Annotated in this window: 11 protein-coding genes, 3 tRNA genes and 1 pseudogene; 13 read left to right on the plus strand and 2 right to left on the minus strand. The window is 41.5% G+C overall.

Annotated features, from left to right (window positions below):
* Window positions 1-3: 3 nt before the first annotated feature.
* A complete protein-coding gene (locus KO534_RS00105) occupies window positions 4-1,869 on the minus strand; it encodes a glycoside hydrolase family 3 protein (protein WP_215925932.1) in 1,866 nt (621 codons plus the stop codon).
* 182 nt (window positions 1,870-2,051) lie between these two features.
* Here KO534_RS00105 and KO534_RS00110 point away from each other — a divergent pair, with 182 nt between their 5' ends.
* Window positions 2,052-3,098 carry a S66 peptidase family protein gene (locus KO534_RS00110; RefSeq protein WP_215925934.1) on the plus strand — a complete coding sequence of 349 codons (1,047 nt, stop codon included), beginning with the start codon at window positions 2,052-2,054 and terminating at the stop codon, window positions 3,096-3,098.
* 70 nt (window positions 3,099-3,168) lie between these two features.
* Here the strand turns inward: KO534_RS00110 and KO534_RS00115 are convergent, their stop codons facing one another.
* On the minus strand, window positions 3,169-6,150 hold the full coding sequence (locus tag KO534_RS00115; protein ID WP_215925936.1) for a TonB-dependent receptor: 2,982 nt from the start codon (window positions 6,148-6,150) through the stop codon (window positions 3,169-3,171).
* A 507-nt stretch (window positions 6,151-6,657) separates the two neighbouring features.
* Between KO534_RS00115 and pbp4b the strand changes: the two genes are divergently transcribed.
* From pbp4b to KO534_RS00170, 12 genes and pseudogenes are all read left to right on the plus strand, one after another.
* Window positions 6,658-9,105 carry a penicillin binding protein PBP4B gene (pbp4b, locus tag KO534_RS00120; protein ID WP_252731836.1) on the plus strand — a complete coding sequence of 816 codons (2,448 nt, stop codon included), beginning with the start codon at window positions 6,658-6,660 and terminating at the stop codon, window positions 9,103-9,105.
* A 215-nt stretch (window positions 9,106-9,320) separates the two neighbouring features.
* Entirely contained in the window at window positions 9,321-10,907 is a 1,587-nt protein-coding gene (locus KO534_RS00125; RefSeq protein ID WP_215925938.1) for a sodium:solute symporter, read from the plus strand.
* Window positions 10,907-11,659: pseudogene (locus KO534_RS23315) on the plus strand (BadF/BadG/BcrA/BcrD ATPase family protein); the annotation flags it as partial. The gene KO534_RS00125 and the pseudogene KO534_RS23315, both read left to right, overlap by 1 nt.
* A gap of 90 nt (window positions 11,660-11,749) precedes the next feature.
* Window positions 11,750-12,751: an N-acetylmuramic acid 6-phosphate etherase gene (gene murQ, locus KO534_RS23320; RefSeq protein ID WP_436836560.1), complete on the plus strand. Its 1,002-nt coding sequence runs from the start codon at window positions 11,750-11,752 to the stop codon at window positions 12,749-12,751.
* A 43-nt stretch (window positions 12,752-12,794) separates the two neighbouring features.
* Complete coding sequence (locus KO534_RS00135; protein WP_436836559.1) at window positions 12,795-14,018, plus strand: exo-beta-N-acetylmuramidase NamZ family protein; 1,224 nt, start codon at window positions 12,795-12,797, stop codon at window positions 14,016-14,018.
* Between the two features lie 369 nt (window positions 14,019-14,387).
* On the plus strand, window positions 14,388-14,621 hold the full coding sequence (locus KO534_RS00140; RefSeq protein WP_215925942.1) for a hypothetical protein: 234 nt from the start codon (window positions 14,388-14,390) through the stop codon (window positions 14,619-14,621).
* A gap of 18 nt (window positions 14,622-14,639) precedes the next feature.
* Window positions 14,640-15,284, plus strand: coding sequence for a UvrY/SirA/GacA family response regulator transcription factor (gene uvrY, locus KO534_RS00145; protein WP_215925944.1), 645 nt, complete (start codon window positions 14,640-14,642; stop codon window positions 15,282-15,284).
* 14 nt (window positions 15,285-15,298) lie between these two features.
* Window positions 15,299-17,131 carry an excinuclease ABC subunit UvrC gene (uvrC, locus tag KO534_RS00150; RefSeq protein ID WP_215925946.1) on the plus strand — a complete coding sequence of 611 codons (1,833 nt, stop codon included), beginning with the start codon at window positions 15,299-15,301 and terminating at the stop codon, window positions 17,129-17,131.
* 79 nt (window positions 17,132-17,210) lie between these two features.
* On the plus strand, window positions 17,211-17,774 hold the full coding sequence (gene pgsA / locus KO534_RS00155; RefSeq protein WP_215925948.1) for a CDP-diacylglycerol--glycerol-3-phosphate 3-phosphatidyltransferase: 564 nt from the start codon (window positions 17,211-17,213) through the stop codon (window positions 17,772-17,774).
* Between the two features lie 203 nt (window positions 17,775-17,977).
* A tRNA-Gly gene (locus KO534_RS00160) sits at window positions 17,978-18,052 on the plus strand.
* Window positions 18,053-18,122: 70 nt separating this feature from the next.
* Window positions 18,123-18,196 (plus strand) — tRNA-Cys (locus KO534_RS00165).
* Between the two features lie 46 nt (window positions 18,197-18,242).
* A tRNA-Leu gene (locus KO534_RS00170) sits at window positions 18,243-18,329 on the plus strand.
* Window positions 18,330-18,774 lie beyond the last annotated feature (445 nt).

Here is an 18,774-nt window from a genome sequence, read left to right on the forward strand (position 1 = left end):
TCCTTAGTGGATAGTCACCGGAAGTTTACCCGTTGGCAGTAACTTTCCTGTTAGGATATCGGCAATTGCATTAAACGACGCTCCGCCGTACTCGGTGATATATCTACCATAATCGTCAACATAGCTGTTAGGGTGCAGGTTATAGGCAAAGGTTGCCAAAATCGCGTCAGAATAGGGGGCGTACTCCGATACGTTATAAGGCGTGCGTAAACTTATAAACAAGGTTTTTTTATCTGAGGCTTTTGCTTGTTGAGTTAACGATAGTAACCTCTGTGATTGATTTTCTTGGGAAGGACGTTGTTGCCAACGTGTGATGTCATCCATTCCTCCAAGTTCAGCCATACTTTGACGAGGCGAAATATCGGCCAAAATCACTAAGTCTGCACTTTCGCTGTTATTGATTTGACTCATGTTTGTGGCACTCGCCATACTGGCGCAACTAATAGATAAATCTGGGCGGCGACTTTTTAAGGCCAAGGTAAGTGCCATACATTTGGCTTTATCGGGCATATTCATGTGAATTCTTTTAATCTCATCCGATAATGGGAACACACTGTCATTCTTGATGTTGACTATTGCGGCATTCGCTAATTGTTGTTCAATGTCACGGTGTTCTTTATTGCCTAAGACATTGGCGGCCAATTCACTGGCTTTAGTCACATCATCAGGGATAAGCTTCTGTATATCAAAATCACTACGCAACTGTTGTATTCGCGCTACAGATTGCGACATTTCGTTTTGCTTTAGACGCCCGGATTGTATGGTGTAACTAACATCGCGTATTAAACGTTTCAATTTTTTAAAATCCTTAGGAGATCTTATTGGCATTGGCATTAACGCGATATCGGCACCCGCATCAAATGTTTGGATAACCGCTTCTGTTTGATCGAAATACTGAGCGATGCCAGCCATATTTAAAGCGTCGGTAACAATCACCCCTTTAAATCCCATTTTTTGACGCAATTGCTCAGTCAGTATCTTTCGCGACATAGTTGCCGGTAATATAGTGCTGCTGCCGTCTTTGGCTTTAAATTCAGTGGCATCTAATTGCGGATATTGAATATGCGCGGTCATGATCATTCCGGGCGCGCCATGGTTGATCGCATGTTGAAAAGGTTTAAGGTCAACGCTAGTTATTGTTTCTATATCGTGCTCGACTCGCGGCAGGCCGGTATGACTATCTACACTGGTATCACCGTGTCCGGGGAAGTGTTTCATCGCAGCTATCACCCCTTGCGCTTGCATCGCGTTGACTTGTGCTAACCCTAACTCAGCCACTTGTTGCGCAGATTCACCAAATGACCGAACGTTGATTACCGGGTTTTCAGGGTTCACATTTACATCAACCGTTGGCGCAAAATTAACGTTCATGCCTAACGCAGCCAGTTCCTTGCCAATTATTGCCCCAGATTGTGTAGCGAAAAATGTTCCATGTTTATCAGCCGTTGCGCCAATAGCCATATTGCCACTGAAACCTGTGCCTAAATGTTTTGGCAAACGCATCACGCGACCACCTTCTTGATCGACTGCAATCAGTAACTGGGGATGACCTTGTGCTTTAGCGGCGTTTTGAAGATCTTTATTCAATGCCACCATTTGTGGGATATCTTGCAGGTTTTCGGCAAATAAAATGACACCACCAACACCAGTATCTGCAATGAGGTCTGATAATTCTTTTGGTAGCTTAGTCACCGCATTAGTGCAGTGTTTTCCTTCAGCTAATTCGTCGCAAAAATAGCGAATATCAATCATTAATTTTTGAGCGACTAATTGTTGCAACTTAGGATCAAGCGGTTTGACTGTTGCACAAGAAACGGTGAGGAAAACAAGCCCCAGTATCCAGCCATGTTTTCGTGAAAAATTCCCCATCTATGATCCTTAAATACAAAGTTAATAATTGTTCATTAGTTACAATAATGTACCTAAGTGCAATATAAAATGATAGTTAGATTATTACTAAAATAAAAAATAATAAGAATTATTTATTACTGCACTGGTTGTCATTTATACTATTCGCAACTAGACATCTCAATACATACTAGGAGCCAAAAATGGATCGCAGAACCTTTGTTAAAGCCTCAAGTTTAGGCGTGTTACTCAGCCAATCATCACTACTTGCGGCAACAAGCCTCAGTAGTGAAGCCAACCCAGTGGTGTTTCCGAAACGTCTTAAACAAGGTGACACTATAGTCTTGGTGGCACCTGCTGGTGCGTTAAGTCAAAAAGTGGAGTTGGATATTGCGGTTGAGTCTTTTCAGGCAATGGGCTTAAACGTTACTGTAGGTAAACATGTTTTGGACAGAGATGGATACTTTGCAGGCAAGGATCAAGACAGAGCGTCTGATATTAATGATGCGTTTGCTACGCCACAAGTCAAAGGCATTTTTGCAATAAGAGGAGGTTGGGGTTGTAATCGCATCTTGCCATTTCTCGATTTCGATTTGATAGCTAAAAATCCTAAGGTGTTAATGGGTTACAGTGATATTACTACGCTTTTAAATAGCATTTATCAGCGTACCGGTTTGGTTTCTTTCCATGGCCCTGTTGGCGTTTCTTATTGGGGCCAAGATCAAGCTCAACAACTGCGTAGAATGATTTTTGACGGTGGCGAATTTACGATTAAAAACCAAGCAGACAAAGACCAAAAAGCGCTTACACAACGCAGAAATCGTATTCAAGTCATCAACTCTGGTGTCGCAACAGGGCGCTTGATTGGTGGCAATTTGACTGTATTAACCAGTATGGTTGGCACCCCTTATTTACCCGATATGCAGGATAAAATACTATTTTTAGAAGATGTTGATGAGTCTATTTATCGCATAGACCGTTATTTATCTACCCTACAGCTCGCAGGAAAACTTGAACAGTTGGCTGGCGTCGCTTTTGGGCAATGTAGCGATTGTGATCCTGAAAAAGGGTACGGCGGTTTTACGTTACTACAAATATTGGAACACTATTTTAAACCACTCGGCATTCCTACTTATATGGGCGGGCAGTTTGGTCATGTGCGCGATAATAATATTTTACCTGTTGGGGTTAAGGTAGAACTCAATGCGGATCAAGGAAGCCTGAGGTTGTTGGAATCACCGGTGAGTTAATCAAAAATAGACATAAAAAAGCCCCTCAAAGTATTCACTTTGCGGGGCTAAATTTACTCACATTAATCCTTTAGAAGGTAAATGCTGCCGTCAGTTGAACACGACGTGGATTTTCATGGCTACGGTATTCACCTAACGCTGAATCGCTGTAGCGTGGTTGAGGGTTATAACCAGTTTGTTTGTCAAAGACATTGAATACGTCTACACGAAGATTAAATCCGTATCTTCCTGAAATATCAAATTTCTGAGTGTAATTCAAATCCAACTGCCAGTGACTTGGTGTGTTGCGGCTACCACGGGGCTCCAAATACTGAGTGCTTGCCCATTGATGCGCCCAAGTGTGACCAGATTGCCAGTAAGCCAAGTAACCAAGCGATGCATTCCACGGAAAATTGTAGGCACCGTAGCTTTTAACTTGCCAAGGACGGTTTGCTCGTAAATTACCATTAGTGTAGCTACCCCATAATTGCCCGTAATAGCTGTCTCCAATATTCGAAGACCCAATGAATGTAGCTTGGTCATTGTTGAAACGAGTGGTTCCATCTTGGTCAAAATTGCCATAATAATGACTCCAGACTATTGACGAGGTAGAAAAGAAGTTCTCAGACTGATAGTCGACTTCCATACTCGCTTCTAGATACTTTGTATAAGCCCCTTCTAGCTGAGCAATAACGTATGTATCCTCTCCAGTCAGGTTGTTAACTGGAATATAGAGATCTTTTGGGTCTGGTGAGTCAAATTTACAATTGGCCGCATCAGCAACCAAGTCTGGATACAAATCTTCAAACCCAGCATAAAGGTCTTGGTAGTAGGCGCAATCATAAGTGATTCGAGAGTTGTTGTTAGTATCTTCCCAATAGTTCCAAGTACGACGATAGCGAAGGTGGTTACGAATAGTCCAGTTGTCTTGGAATGCTGTTTGGTGACCCACAATAAACTCTTGTACTGTTCTTGGGTTTAGGTCTTCAGCAAAGAGCTTTCCTGTAGATGAAACATTGGTTTGAGAGTCAAGGAAACTGCCGTTTTCATCAAAGTAAACCCAAGTAGTACTGCCACCAGTACTTCGATCCCAAGAGGCCGCGCGAGCAAGAGAGCTGACCGACGGATTGTATCTTGCAAAGCTTACGAATGCTGAAGCATCGGGACTGTAGTCCCAAGTTACAGTTAAGCGCGGTTGGAAGGTTTCACTGAAGCCAATTTTTTTCATTACGTAGGACTGACCGCGTGCTTCTTCCCAGCCAGAGGTTGTGTCGGCACGACGTAACCCTTGACCAATTATCTCATCTTGGCTCAGCAAAAAGCCTACATCAAAGGTAAAATCGTCCCAATATATGGTGTCGTTTACAGCAATGTTTATTGATTTAGATGCTGAAACCAGTGGACCAGTTAAGCCACCTGCATCGAAGCCACGGGTTTGCACTGTTGCTCTATAAGCAGTACCCACTGGAACGGGATCGCCATCGGGTGCAACAATGCCGCCATCGTCGTAGTCTATGCCACCCCAATACGCAATGGATCCCCAGCCATTAGATACACGAAACAGCTCTTCAGATCCTTCTTCTTGTTGAATACCAAAATGAAGTTCATGTGACGTATTGCCAATATCCATAACGTGATTTAACGACATTTCAATGGTTTTACCCAAATAAGCGTTATCATTAATAGTCGAAGCAGCACCTACACTACCAAGAGCTTCACCGTTGATACCATATTGAGCGATAAGAGGGGCTGCGCCAGCATTGTAGGCATCGATTAACGCTTGTTCATTAGCGTCAGCACCGGTTCTGATTTCAAGGTCTGGCACGGTAAAGTAACCCTGTGACGCTAAATCTGAAAGATCCAATGAACTACCTGACTGGCCACTAAATCCTAGATTTGTAATTGGGAACGAACCAGCCGATTGTTTACTGTCTGCATAAGACATGTTGAAAGTGGTATCGTCATTAATGATCCATGACCCATCAATCACCAATACTTCAAATTCGTCAACACCGTCTTTTGCTGTAGATGCCGGATTATTTTCGTATATTTCTTGGTTAGTGGTGGTCACTTCAGAACTTCGATAACTAGCATTAATCAAAACGTCATCAATTGGCGTCCATGTTAACTTACCGAAGTATTCTTCACGCTCATTGGTAATATCAGGAAGATCGCCTCGAGCGTTTGTGCCACTTTCTTTTGAATCGTCACGTGTGTAATACGAACCGTAAAAATAGAGTTGGTCTTCAATAAGTGGTCCACCTGCTCCTAAAGTGATGTAAGCGATGTCGTCCTCTGTACTTAGACCGTCTTCGTCATCTGCTTGCCAAGAACCTTTTTGCAGACGATAAGTAATATCACCCTTAAATTCATCGGTTCCTGATTTACTTTCAGTATTTAAAGTTACGCCAGCATTTCGATTAAATCCGACAGCTCTAGCACCGCCACGCTCGACAGATACGTGTGCAATGTCATGGGTTGATGGGGACGAAGCTAAAAAACCAAACAAAGGAGTAGAAAGGTTCGCGCCATCCATTTTGTAGCCGTTATCCTGGCCGCTTGCACCTGCACTTGGACCACGTACACTGTCAGAGGTGACTTGAACACCAGGCATTAAACGCAGTAACGAGCTGTATTCAACAGCGGTCGGTAGCACATCTAAAGCGTCTGAATTAAGTGAGTTACCCAGTGAAGCATTGGTTGAAGTGGTTAAAGCTTGCCCATAAACCACTATTTGTTCTGTGTTGGTAGAGCCTAGTTGAAAGTCAAGTGTCTTTTTCTGCTCAAGCAGCACAGAAGTGTTGATAGTTTCCGACTGATTATTAGCTGAAGTAAAGGTTATTACGTAATTACCTGGCGGTAAAAGTTGTAGACGGTAACTACCATTGGCATTGGATGTAGATTTTCGGGCTCTAGGTAATACATCACCTTTAGCTTCGATCATCACGCCTTCAACTGGTAAACCGTCCGGCCCAGTTATTTTCCCTACAATTTCACCTACCTGTGCTGCATTTGCGTTCATTCCTAATAGAAGCAATGCAAATAGTGAAAAGGATCGCAAAGCATATTTCATGATGTTCCCCTTAGTAAGGTATGAAACCCTAATTTTCTTCCGACAGCCTGATGTGAGCGCCGTTCTAAAATAGTTGTATGTTGTGTTGACATATGTTCTCACCTGTTTTTATTTATTGATAATAAGTGACATTGCTACTAAGAGTTCTGGTACAAACATTCTTGTAAGACTGATGACTTCGAGCAGAACACCTAATGTTTACCAAATTATGGGTTAGGACGTCAAGAATAAAATTTTCTTTTTATTCCAATATTTTGTAATAATTTACCTTTTTTAGTAGTAGTGTTATAAAATTCTAAATATTACAGTAACGTACAGTCCCCGTTTTTGTTTGCTTTGAATCGATTGACGCTAGATTATTTAAATTTTAGCCCTGAATAATTTGCAGTAGATTCATTTAATTTTGTTACGAGTATAGAAGATAGTTATTCGTTAATGGTAGTTTAATCAAAGTTAAATTATTCAAAAATGCAAACCAAAACTGTTAATTATTAGCAAGGTAAGTTTATGCAATGGCATTGGAAAAGAATATTGGTTCATGTTGGTCTAGGGACTTCATTGCTAAGTTGTAGTTTGCTTCCCATTGAAAAAATGCAATCTCACAACTATAGCCATCGAGTAAAATTCCTAGTCATGCATTTTACTGCAATTGATTATGAAAAGTCGGTCACAGCCTTAGTGGATGAAGGCGGCTTGAGCTCTCATTATTTAATTCCCGAACGTTTTGATACGTCTTACCCAGAAGACAAATTAAAAATTTTGCAGTTGGTTGATGAAGACGAACGTGCGTGGCACGCTGGAAATAGCTTTTGGCAAGGGCGGGAGGAACTCAATGATCAGTCTATTGGCATTGAAATAGTCAATGTTCCCAGTTGTCAGCGGGCTAAATCGACTAGTAACGCGCCTAAGACTGAGCATGGCGTAAACAGGCTATGTTTGTTCCCTGATTACGACCCTAAACAAATTGAATTGCTTATTGAATTATCCAAGCAGATTCTTGAGCGTAATCCTGATATTAGCCCAACGGGTGTAGTCGGGCATTCAGATATTGCACCAAGCCGTAAAAATGATCCCGGCCCGCGTTTCCCTTGGTATCAACTCTATAAAGCAGGAATTGGTGCTTGGTACGATAACGATACAATTAACCATTATTGGCAGATGTTTAATGATGCACCACCAAGTTTAGCGCTAGTACAGCGGGCACTGCGTGTTTATGGCTATGGTGTAACTGAAACAGGGCAGCTTGATCAATCGACGCTGGACACTATGTCTGCATTTCAAATGCATTTTTTACCTTGGACAGTTACCGGTCAACCCGACAGTAAAACAGCTGCGGCACTATTTGCCTTAGTAGACAAATATTTCCCCAACAAACTTCAGCGCTTGATGACAGCATACAAAAAAGAACAAATCGTCAAACCTGTTGCAGTGGTGAACTTGAATCATGGTCAAATAGATACAGTCTTCCCAGAAGTCAACCGCAGTACACGGCAGTTGGTCAACGATCGAGCTGTATTTAAAGCTTATCAAGGTAAAGGGGAAATCATCATTGATAATGTTGATGCTGAGACAGCTGACGTGTTTGTTAATGGTCAGAAACTTAATATTACCCAGCCCTTTAAACCCTATCAACGTTATCAATATAGTTTGTCGCGCCGCACTCGTAATAAAGAAAACACGCTGCGAGTAGAAAATATCTTGCCTGAAGGTGCCAGTCTGAATATTAGGATCCCGTATCCTACGTTGATAGATGTCACCGCTAAAAACACCAAACGGTTTTTGGCGGTAGATGAACTGATTAATAAAGACATTCAACAAGGATTCCCTGGCGCGGTTTTAATGGTGATTAAGGATGGACAAATTCTTAAACATAGCGCCTATGGCGTGGCCCGGCAATATGCCGATGGTGGCGAGTCATTGGCACAACCGGTGCCAATGACCACAGATACAATATTTGATTTAGCTTCAAATACTAAAATGTTTGCGACTAACTTGGCATTAATGAAGTTAATGAGTGAAAAAAAACTGGATGTGACTAAGCCGGTTGGTTTTTATTTACCAGAATACCGAGGACAAGGCCGTGAAACTCGCCTGGTTGAAGATTTACTGACACATACCGCTGGGTATGCGCCGCAAGTTCGTTTTTTTACCAAAGACAACAATCTAGGCCCTAACTTTTACTCACAAAATACTGAACGTACCAAACGATTATTATTAACCAAGGTCCCTTTTGCTGCGAGCCGTAACAGCAAACGTATGTATAGCGACACCGATTATATGTTGTTAGGAATGTTAGTTGAACGCATTACTGGCACATCGCTGGATGGCTATGTTGAACAGCAAATTTATCGCCCTCTTGGATTAACCAATACGGTGTTTAATCCTTTGCAAAAGGGGTTTAGCAAGCAGCAATTTGCCGCCACTGAAATTCACGGAACCAGTCGCGGAAAACGTGTCGAGCACGACAATATTCGTAAGTATGTGTTGCAAGGAGAAGTGCATGATGAAAAAGCATTTTACTCCTTAGGAGGGGTTGCCGGCCATGCAGGGCTTTTCTCTACAGCCAAAGAAATAGGTGTATTGACGCAATTATTGCTAAACCGTGGCGGCTATGGCGAAAAACAAGTGGTCAAGCAAGGGGTATTAGATCTCTTTGTTAAACCCGATGAAGGTGATGGTACTTTTGGATTAGGTTGGCGACGCGCCAGTAATGGCAACCTTAAATGGCATTTTGGGCCTTACGCTAGCCCTTCTGCATACGGGCATACAGGTTGGACCGGTACAGTTACTGTAATTGATCCGCAACATGATTTGGCGATTATTCTGCTTACTAATGCTCGCCACACTCAGATTGTGGGGGATGATAAACATTACGAATTTGAAGGTAAAAAATTCGAAACGGGTAAATATGGCAGTGTCGTTTCTCTGGTTTATGAAGCTGTTTTGAATAATTGAAATACGAAAAAATTTCGATTTTTCAGGGGGATGTAAGCCTTTTGAGGATTGTCCAAGCACTTAAAACCGGAATTTTATTGATGTTAATGAGAGTGATTGTTTTAAATAAATTATTATTAATTTGCATCTTATTATGAATTGTATATTCTAATTGGAGAATGGATTTTGGCATTTAGCATCATAATTAAGAATAATTTTAAATAAGGCGTATCTTTATGGGGGCACAGTTTGCTCTTGCTGATTGGATTGTATTTGCAAGTTATGTAGGGTTACTTTTGGTCACCGGTTGGTACTTCAATCGTCAAAAGTCTGCCAATACTAAAGATTATTTTTTGGGCGGTAACCAAATGCCAGTTTGGTTGGTTGCGATATCTGTATTGGCTACATCGCAATCTGCTGCTACTTTTTTGGGCGGTCCAGACCAAGGTTATCGCTCAGACCTGTCTTATTTGGCAACCAATGTAGGGGCTTTTATCGCTGCTATTTTGGTGATGCGTTATTTTATCCCGCGATTTTATGAAAACAAAGTCTCTACCGTTTATGAATTGCTAGAAAGTCAATTTGGCGAATCAGCCAAGAAACAGGCCGGATGTTTGTATTTATTTGGCAGAATATTTGCCAGCGGTGCGCGTCTTTATATGGCTGCAATCGCAGTCTCAATGATTTTATTCGGTGATATTGCTGCCGGTAGTGTCATTTCTGCCACTTTTATACTGGTGGCTGTAGGGCTAGGGTATTCGGTTATTGGTGGCATCAGAACTGTTATTTACAGTGATGTGATCCAATGTGTGGTTTATGTCACCGCTGCGTTTTTAGTGATTTATTTCTTACTGGTTTCTATTCCTGCCGATTTCAGCGAAATATGGGCGGTGCTAGATAACCCTGGTGGCGATGAAAAGTCTAAGTTAACAATTTTTAACTGGGCTCTGGATTTTAGTTCGGCGGGTGTATTTAACATGTGGTCGGCACTGACCGGGTTTGTATTATTAAATATTGCCGCTTTTGGTCTAGACCAAGATATGACCCAGCGCGTTTTAACTTGTAAGAATGCTAAAGAAGGTGGGCGCTCTTTGTTGTTGTCAGTGGTGTTAGTGATCCCCGTGATGTTGTTGTTTATCGCCATTGGTCTTTTGCTTTATGTGTTTTACCAGCGCCCTGATTTGATGCTGGGCGGTGAAGCCGGCGCTGTAAATCAAACTTTTTCAGGAGAAAAAGTCACCATTTTTATGTATTACGTACTTAATGAGATGCCAGCCGGAGTGCGAGGTTTTGTGACTATTGGTGTAATTGCTGCCGCCCTTTCAACCTTAAATTCTGGATTGAATTCAATGGCCTCAGTGTTAGTGCAGGATATTTATCGTCCTTGGACATTAAAACGAAAAAAACACCATTCAGATAAACATTTTGTGCGAGCAGGGCAAGTGGCCATGGCTAGCGTAGCATTAGTATTGGGTGCAATGGCTATTCTTTGCTATTTTTGGCAACAATTTAGTGACACACCTTTGCTTGCGTTTGCTTTAAGCGTGATGGTGTTTTCCTATAGTGGATTGCTGGGCGTATTTGCGGCGGCCATATTTACAAAACGAGGCAACCAAACCACAGTTTTATGGGCACTAATATGTGGCTTTTGTGTTCCTTTAATTTTTCAACCTTATATTATTCAATCAGTATTGCCTGCGCAGCATCATTTTGATTTAGGCTTCACTTGGCAGTTATGTATTGGAACCTTTATTTCATTTTTAGTGTGTATTTCAGGGAAGAAACAATCAGATGAACAGCAACTCTCTAAGGTGATCGTATAATGTCGTGTGAATATATTATTGGTGTCGATGGTGGCGGCACAAAAACTTACGGTCGTATTCAAAATTTACAAAGTGGCGAACAGTTTGAAGTAAAAGGTGGGCCGTCTTCGTTAACCAACGACTTTGATTCTGCTAGAGAGACCATTATCTCTATTCTATTACAATTGATGACGGCTTTTGATTGTAAGGCTGAACAGGTTTCAGTAGTGGTGGGAGTGGCAGGCGGAGGCGTTGCACATCAAGCCGAAAAGTTGCAGCATGTTATGCCGATTACATTTGCCTCATTGATGGTTTGCAATGACGCTAAAACCTCTTTGTACGGTGCCAACCATGCGGCACCAATTAGTGTTGTTGCTCTTGGTACGGGCTCGGTAGGGGCGCGGTTAGATGCAGATTATAACGAGCATTATTATGGTGGTTGGGGATTTCCAATTGGAGACCACGGTGGCGGGGCACAATTGGGCTTTAGTGCGGTTCAAATCCTACTAGATGATTACGATAATGAAGGTAAACCTGTAAGCTCACTATCGCAACAAGTGTTATCGCATATTGGTAAAAGCCAAGAGGATGTGGCGAATTGGCTGCGTAAAGCGTCGCCTAAAATGTTTGCTGAAATGTGCCCGATAGTATTTGATTTAGCCGATAGTTGTGATGCAGCGAAACAGGTAGTCGATAAACACACTCGGGCATGTGAAGCGCTAATTTTAACGACTAGAAAAGAGTCACTATCTGCCGTTGTTTTATTGGGTGGTTTAGCTCAGCCTACGCTTAAATATCTATCACCCGAAATTGCTGAGTTTTGTGTTTTATCATCCGGTACCGCCCTAGACGGTGCCTGTATTTTGGCGAAAAAGAATAGTGACAATGTACAATCAAAAGTAGATAACGATCACAGCGAATCGTCGAATCAATTTACAGATGAAAGTGATTATTCATTATTAAATCAATTGGATAGCATGGTATCTGAAGGGCGTAATCCAGATACCATGGATATTGATTTGATGGACAGTAAACAAATTCTAACGCAAATTAATAATGAGGATCGAAAAGTCCCATTAGCGATAGAAAAATGTATTGAACCCATTAGTGAAGCAGTTGAAGCCGTTGTGGAAGCGTTTAAGGTGGGTGGTCGACTTGTGTATATCGGTGCTGGTACAAGTGGACGGTTGGGGATCTTAGATGCGGTTGAATGTCCGCCAACCTTTAGTATTCCATCAGAACAAGTCGTTGGGCTAATCGCAGGTGGCAATAAGGCGATTCTTAAAGCGGTAGAAGGAGCAGAGGATGATCCGCAAATGGGCATTGATGATCTTAAGCATATTCAATTCTGTGACAAAGATGTATTAGTGGGAATTGCTGCAAGTGGCCGCACCCCTTATGTCATTGGTTCCTTGGACTATGCCAAGAGCATAGGGGCGAAAACTGTCAGTCTGAGTTGTAACCCAGGTTCTGAGATAGACAAACATGCCGACATTGCTATTTGTCCAGTGGTAGGCCCCGAAGTCTTGACTGGTTCTACTCGAATGAAATCCGGTACTGCACAAAAATTAGTATTAAATATGATCACTACCGCCAGTATGATCCGTTCAGGAAAAAGTTACGAGAATTTGATGGTTGATGTCAGTGCCAGCAATAAGAAATTACATATGCGAGCAATTCGTATTGTGATGCAGGCAACGCAGGTTGACGCCTATACCGCAGAACAAGCGTTGAAAAAGACTAACTTTATGGTAAAGCTTTCTATCTTGCATATTTTAACGGGTGTTGAGCCACATTTAGGACGAAAAATCTTGCAACAAAATGACGGTTTTTTGCGTCGTTCTGTGGCGGCTTTAAATACCTAGGATTAGCGCGGTCAATTTTACTTTATTAAAAACGAGCATGAATATGAATCAACAGTGTGTCGCGTCCAAAGTTATCATCCTTAAGTTTGCGTTTATGGTTATTGCACTATGGTGTTTGTCGCAAAGCACTGATGCAACAGCTAAGGTTATTCATGCATCGCAAGTAGGGGCTGCGCAAACTGCTAGGTATTTCCCACAGCTACAAGGCAAACGAATTGGTGTAGTGGTTAATCAAACCTCGACTATTGGTGAGGTGCATCTAGTTGATTTTTTGCGAAAAAACGACTTCAATGTGACTGCTATTTTTGCACCCGAGCACGGTTTTCGCGGAAATCATGGTGCGGGTGAGATCGTTAAATCAAGTGTCGACCCGGTGACTGGAATTAATATCGTGTCGATTTATGGTAAAGACAAAAAACCTGCAGATGAAATCATGTCGCAACTTGATGTGATTATTTTTGATATTCAAGATGTAGGCGTGCGTTTTTATACTTACATAAGCTCAATGCATTATATGATGCAGGCTGCCTCAGAAAATGAGGTGGAGTTTTTAGTGCTAGATCGCCCCAATCCTAATATCGCCTATGTCGACGGTCCTATTCTTGAAGATGCGTTTCGTTCATTTGTAGGAATGCATCCCATTCCTCTTAGTCATGGTATGACAGTGGGAGAATTAGCGCTGATGATCCTCGGTGAAGGATGGTTGAGTATCAATTCAACACTCGCTGACTTTGACTACGACTTAAAGTTAACCGTGATCCCAGTAAAGGAATACGAAAGAAAAGATACTTATATACTGCCGATTGCTCCTAGCCCTAACTTGCCTAACGCTCAAGCCATTGCACTGTATCCGTCTCTGTGTCTATTTGAGGCGACACCTATAAGTATAGGAAGGGGGACACCATACCCCTTTCAAGTAGTGGGGCATGATAAAGTCAATATTGGACATTTTCAGTTTACGCCAATTGCTATTAGTGGCGTGACAAACAATCCTAAACTACAAGGTGTTCAAGTTACCGGGCAAGATCTTAGAACTGCCAGTATTCAAGGTTTTGATTTGAATGTATTTTATCAGTGGTATCAAGCTTTTAAACAGCAAGACGCAACGTTTTTTGAACGCGCGTCGTTTATGGATAAGTTGAGTGGTACAGACAAGCTCAGAAAAGCCATGTTATCAGGTCAGGCGCTACAGACCATTCAATATTCTTGGCAAGCAGACTTAGTCTCTTTTAAACAGCAACGGGCGCCGTATTTGTTATATAAGTAACTCAGGTTAAGCAATATTTAGCCGGTTAACTTCTTTTACATATAAACAGATACAGTGTGACTGTTTGTGCTGCAATATTATCAATATTATTATAAGTGCTATTAACAGAACTGGATGATTTAGGGTGTATATTCGCCTAAAATGCAGTTAAAAATAGATAACATCCTAAAACACTCTTTTTAAACGGCTCTTCGTTTTACCCATCACTATTGTTGTATTATGTAAAAAACACAGCTTAAGATGTGGGTTTAAACGTGTCTGTCTGGTTAAAAGTTAGCCTGTCGAGGTGAGATATCACGAGTTTCAGTATGGTTTTGCAATGTAATCCTTTATGCTCTGGTTTATAGATAGTATTGTTCACAGATAAATATGCTCCTGCTCAAAGGAAAAACCAAACAATCTGAGATTGAAAAAACTGTCACCGAGATGCCAGTTAGCTGTCGTTGTGGTGGTAAACCCACTAAACCATTGGCAATTGCTAACTGTCAAAACAGATGGGTGATTCGATGCCAGATTAAACAGTGTTATGCGTATAATATTGGACAAGGATTAGCTGACACGATCCAAGGTTGGAATAGACTCAGTACACATTTTTACCGTTAGAATTAAAGAGATCTTACCTTGATTAAACTGCTATTAGTTGATGACCATGAATTAGTCAGAACCGGTATTCGCCGTATTTTAGAAGACGTAGATAACTTTAATGTTGTAGGCGAAGCCACCAATGGTGAAGATGCGGTTAAATATTGTCGTAATAATGCACCAGACATAGTGTTAATGGATATGAGCATGCCGGGGATTGGTGGCTTGGAAGCCACTAAACAAATTTTACGATTCTCTGAAAATACCCGAGTCATAGTGTTATCAGTTCACAAAGAAAACCCTATTCCGGCTAAAGTCATGCAAATGGGGGCGTTTGGTTATTTGACTAAAGACTCTGATCCACAAGAAATGATCAAAGCCATCTATAAAGTGGCGGCGGGTCAAAAGTATGTCTCCCCCGACATCGCTCAACAGATTGCTCTAGGGCAGCTTAACTTAAACGATAGCAATCCTTTCGATCAATTGTCAGAGCGAGAGCTAGAAATTACCTTAATGTTGACCAAAGGGGCCAAAGTACCAGATATTGCGGTTTCTCTGAACATCAGCGCTAAAACAGTGAATACCTATCGTTATCGAATGTTTGAAAAACTCAAGGTGAGTACTGACGTTGAGCTGACCCATCTAGCATTGAGAAATAAACTTATTTCATCAGATCATTTGTAAATCTACCTATTGTAATGAGTATCAGTCCAGACGAATCATTTGATTACCAAGCCTTTCTTAAAAACCTGACTAACCAACCAGGTGTTTATCGCATGTATAATCACAACGAGGATGTGATTTATGTAGGCAAAGCCAAAAACTTAAAGAAACGTGTGGCGAGTTATTTTCGTAGCAACGTCGACAGCATTAAAACTCGGTCGTTAGTTAAACAAATCCGCAATATGGATGTCACCGTAGTTCATAGTGAAGCAGAAGCGTTTATTCTCGAAAATAACTACATAAAAAAATACAAACCTCGTTACAACGTATTACTTAGAGATGACAAGTCCTATCCCTTTATCTTTTTATCTGATCATTTACACCCTCGATTAAGCAATCACCGTGGCCCCAAAAAGCTCAAGGGCGAGTATTTTGGACCTTATCCTAGTGCTTGGGCCGTGCGCGAGAGTTTAAGCACTATGCAACGATTGTTTCCTATTCGCCAATGTGAAGACAGCTATTACCGCGCACGCACCCGACCTTGTTTACAATATCAATTACAACGCTGTGCAGGCCCCTGTGTTGAGGGGTTAGTGACTGATGAAGAATATTCACAACAAGTGCAATTTGCGCGACTATTTTTAAAAGGCAAAAATAAACAGGTGATTGACTCTTTGGTCACTAAAATGGAACAAGCTAGTAGCGAACTTAGGTTTGAAGCCGCAGCGCGTTATCGTGACCAGATTGGTGCTTTAAACAAGGTGCAAGAGCAACAGTGGGTCAGTGGTAATCAACAAGAGATGGATGTGTTTGGTTTTGCATATCGCAATGGTATAGCCAGCATTCAAGGACTGTTTATACGCGACAATAAATTACTTGGAAGTAAAAGTTTTCATCCTAAAGTGCCCGCAGAGTCGAGTGACGCTGAAGTGTTTCAATCTTTTATCTTACAGTTTTATCTTGCTGGCAATAAAATCATTCCACAGCAAATAGTGATCCCATGTGAATTAGACGAACAATCTGCTATTGAGGCATTGTTAACAAAAGAAGCGGCTCGTAAGATTCAATTTTATAAAGGTGTACGTGACGAAAAACGCCGCTATCTTGACCTAGCCAACACTAATGCTGAAACTGCATTAGAATCCAAACAGAGTCACCAAAAGTCGGTATTTGCCCGCTATATTGAATTAGAACAAATTTTAGAGTTTGAGCAGCCTATACAACGTATGGAGTGTTTTGATATCAGCCACACGTCTGGGCAACAAACTGTCGCATCATGTGTGGTGTTTAATAGGGAAGGGCCTTATAAAACCGATTACCGACGCTACAATATTGAAGGGATTACACCAGGGGACGATTACGCCGCTATGGCGCAAGCACTAGAACGACGCTATCGAGATGTAAAAGACCCGAGTAAAATCCCCGATATTTTATTTATTGACGGCGGAAAAGGGCAACTCACTCAAGCCGAGACTTACTTCAATGATTGGAAACAACCCAAAAAACCCACTTTGATAGGTGTAGCGAAGGGAACTAGCCGCAAAGCTGGCTTAGAAACCCTTATAATGGCGGGCAGTCGTGCCACTATTCCGATGGCAGCAGATTGCGCGGCTTTACATTTAATACAACATATTCGTGATGAAGCGCACCGTTTCGCAATAGCAGGGCACAGGCAAAGACGTAAAAAGGAGAAAAACACTTCTAAACTGCAGTCTATTCCAGGAGTAGGGGCAAAACGAAGGCAAAGCCTTCTCAAGTATATGGGAGGTTTGCATGGCGTATTACAAGCAAGTAAAGGTGAAATTGCTAACGTACCAGGAATTAGCGAAGAGCTAGCTGAGACTATTTACGATCATATTCACAATTGAGCTTTGAAATAATCCGCTGCATGTGGGTTAATAGTCTCGAATTAAAACCTAAACCGATTACAGGAAATACAAAGATTAAATGTGGACTATTCCTAATATCATTACCATTGTCAGAGTGTTGCTTATACCCGTATTTGTTGTTGTCTATTTTTTAGAATGGAAATGGGCACATCAAGCGGGAGCATTTATTTTTTGGTTTGCCGCAATAACCGACTGGTTTGACGGTTACCTCGCTAGAAAACTAAATCAAACTACGGCATTTGGCGCATTTTTGGACCCAGTGGCCGACAAGTTAATTGTTGCCGCCGCATTGTTACTCATTACCCATAGTTATGACGATATATGGATAACCATTCCCGCCATATTATTAATGTCTCGGGAAATATATATTTCAGCGCTTCGAGAATGGATGGGTCAACAAGGCAAACAAGATCTGGTCAAAGTGTCATTTGCGGGTAAAGCTAAAACCATGGCGCAAATGTTAGCGTTAATTGGTCTGTTGTCAGAAATGGAATATTTTATGGGGATCAGAATTTATTGGGTGTCTTTGGGATATATTTTATTATATTTTGCGGCAGTGCTGTCATTTTGGTCGATGCTGGTTTACACCAAAGCGGCATGGGACGATCAAAAAAATACGTAGTTAGACATTAATTTTGGAGGTTTTGATTAAAATTAGCGCGTTTAAGTCAAAATTCAATCAGTCAGTTCAAAAACCTAATTTTTATTGTTGACACATAATACTTTGAATGTAGAATGCAGCCTCAGTTTTAGGGAGTCAAGCGAAACACTAGCAAGACAACTTAATCTGAAACAAGTTAGCAATAACTTAAAGAAGTAAAAAGTGCGGGAATAGCTCAGTGGTAGAGCACAACCTTGCCAAGGTTGGGGTCGCGAGTTCGAATCTCGTTTCCCGCTCCAAGTTCTTTATTTAATTGAAGAATTTGCGTAAAATAGAGATAATTATTTTACAACACGTATATAGCGGAATGGCGGAATGGCAGAATGGCTATGCAGCGGATTGCAAATCCGTGTATCTCGGTTCGACTCCGGGTTCCGCCTCCATGTACATTAGCAATACCAGCTTGTAGCAATACAAGTACCTCTCGATGCCCGGGTGGTGAAATTGGTAGACACAAGGGATTTAAAATCCCTCGTTCGTAAGGACGTGCCGGTTCAAGTCCGGCCCTGGGCACCATTTCTTGATTTCCTTGAATCAAGGAAACAATATGTACACTTTTCTAGTTCAGACTAATACTTCAAATATTTTTAAATCTCTATTAATTGTTTCGTTAATTCCAAAGCTATTCGTTTCTTTTATCATTATTCGCAATCTATTTACCCCCAAGCATTAGTTGGTGGAATAGCAAATCGCCAAAGCTAACAATTAATTGGAAACACGTTTTGCCATAGTACTGTTCTTGTTGCAACCTCCTGATTCTATAGAAAGTATATCTACCTGCAGATCGCACAGTGATTTGAAATGATAGAAATGAGGCAAGAAAAGGGGGGATGGTGATAGTTTGTATACCAAGGCGTCAACGTCGAAATAGTGAAATTCTTCTCAACGATATTACTCAATCAACGCTATAGCGATACATTTCGGCTAGCCGGTAATATATCGCTACAGCTTGATTTAGAGT

It is taken from the genome of Paraglaciecola arctica, from assembly GCF_018861065.1.
Lineage (GTDB): Bacteria > Pseudomonadota > Gammaproteobacteria > Enterobacterales > Alteromonadaceae > Paraglaciecola > Paraglaciecola arctica_B.

Bases quoted from the DNA above. Each gene is read 5' to 3' on its own strand.
- KO534_RS00105 (WP_215925932.1), bottom strand. From the start codon at position 1,869: ATGGGGAATTTTTCACGAAAACATGGCTGGATACTGGGGCTTGTTTTC.
- KO534_RS00110 (WP_215925934.1), top strand. From the start codon at position 2,052: ATGGATCGCAGAACCTTTGTTAAAGCCTCAAGTTTAGGCGTGTTACTC.
- KO534_RS00115 (WP_215925936.1), bottom strand. From the start codon at position 6,150: ATGAAATATGCTTTGCGATCCTTTTCACTATTTGCATTGCTTCTATTA.
- pbp4b (WP_252731836.1), top strand. From the start codon at position 6,658: ATGCAATGGCATTGGAAAAGAATATTGGTTCATGTTGGTCTAGGGACT.
- KO534_RS00125 (WP_215925938.1), top strand. From the start codon at position 9,321: ATGGGGGCACAGTTTGCTCTTGCTGATTGGATTGTATTTGCAAGTTAT.
- KO534_RS00135 (WP_436836559.1), top strand. From the start codon at position 12,795: ATGAATCAACAGTGTGTCGCGTCCAAAGTTATCATCCTTAAGTTTGCG.
- KO534_RS00140 (WP_215925942.1), top strand. From the start codon at position 14,388: ATGCTCCTGCTCAAAGGAAAAACCAAACAATCTGAGATTGAAAAAACT.
- uvrC (WP_215925946.1), top strand. From the start codon at position 15,299: ATGAGTATCAGTCCAGACGAATCATTTGATTACCAAGCCTTTCTTAAA.
- pgsA (WP_215925948.1), top strand. From the start codon at position 17,211: ATGTGGACTATTCCTAATATCATTACCATTGTCAGAGTGTTGCTTATA.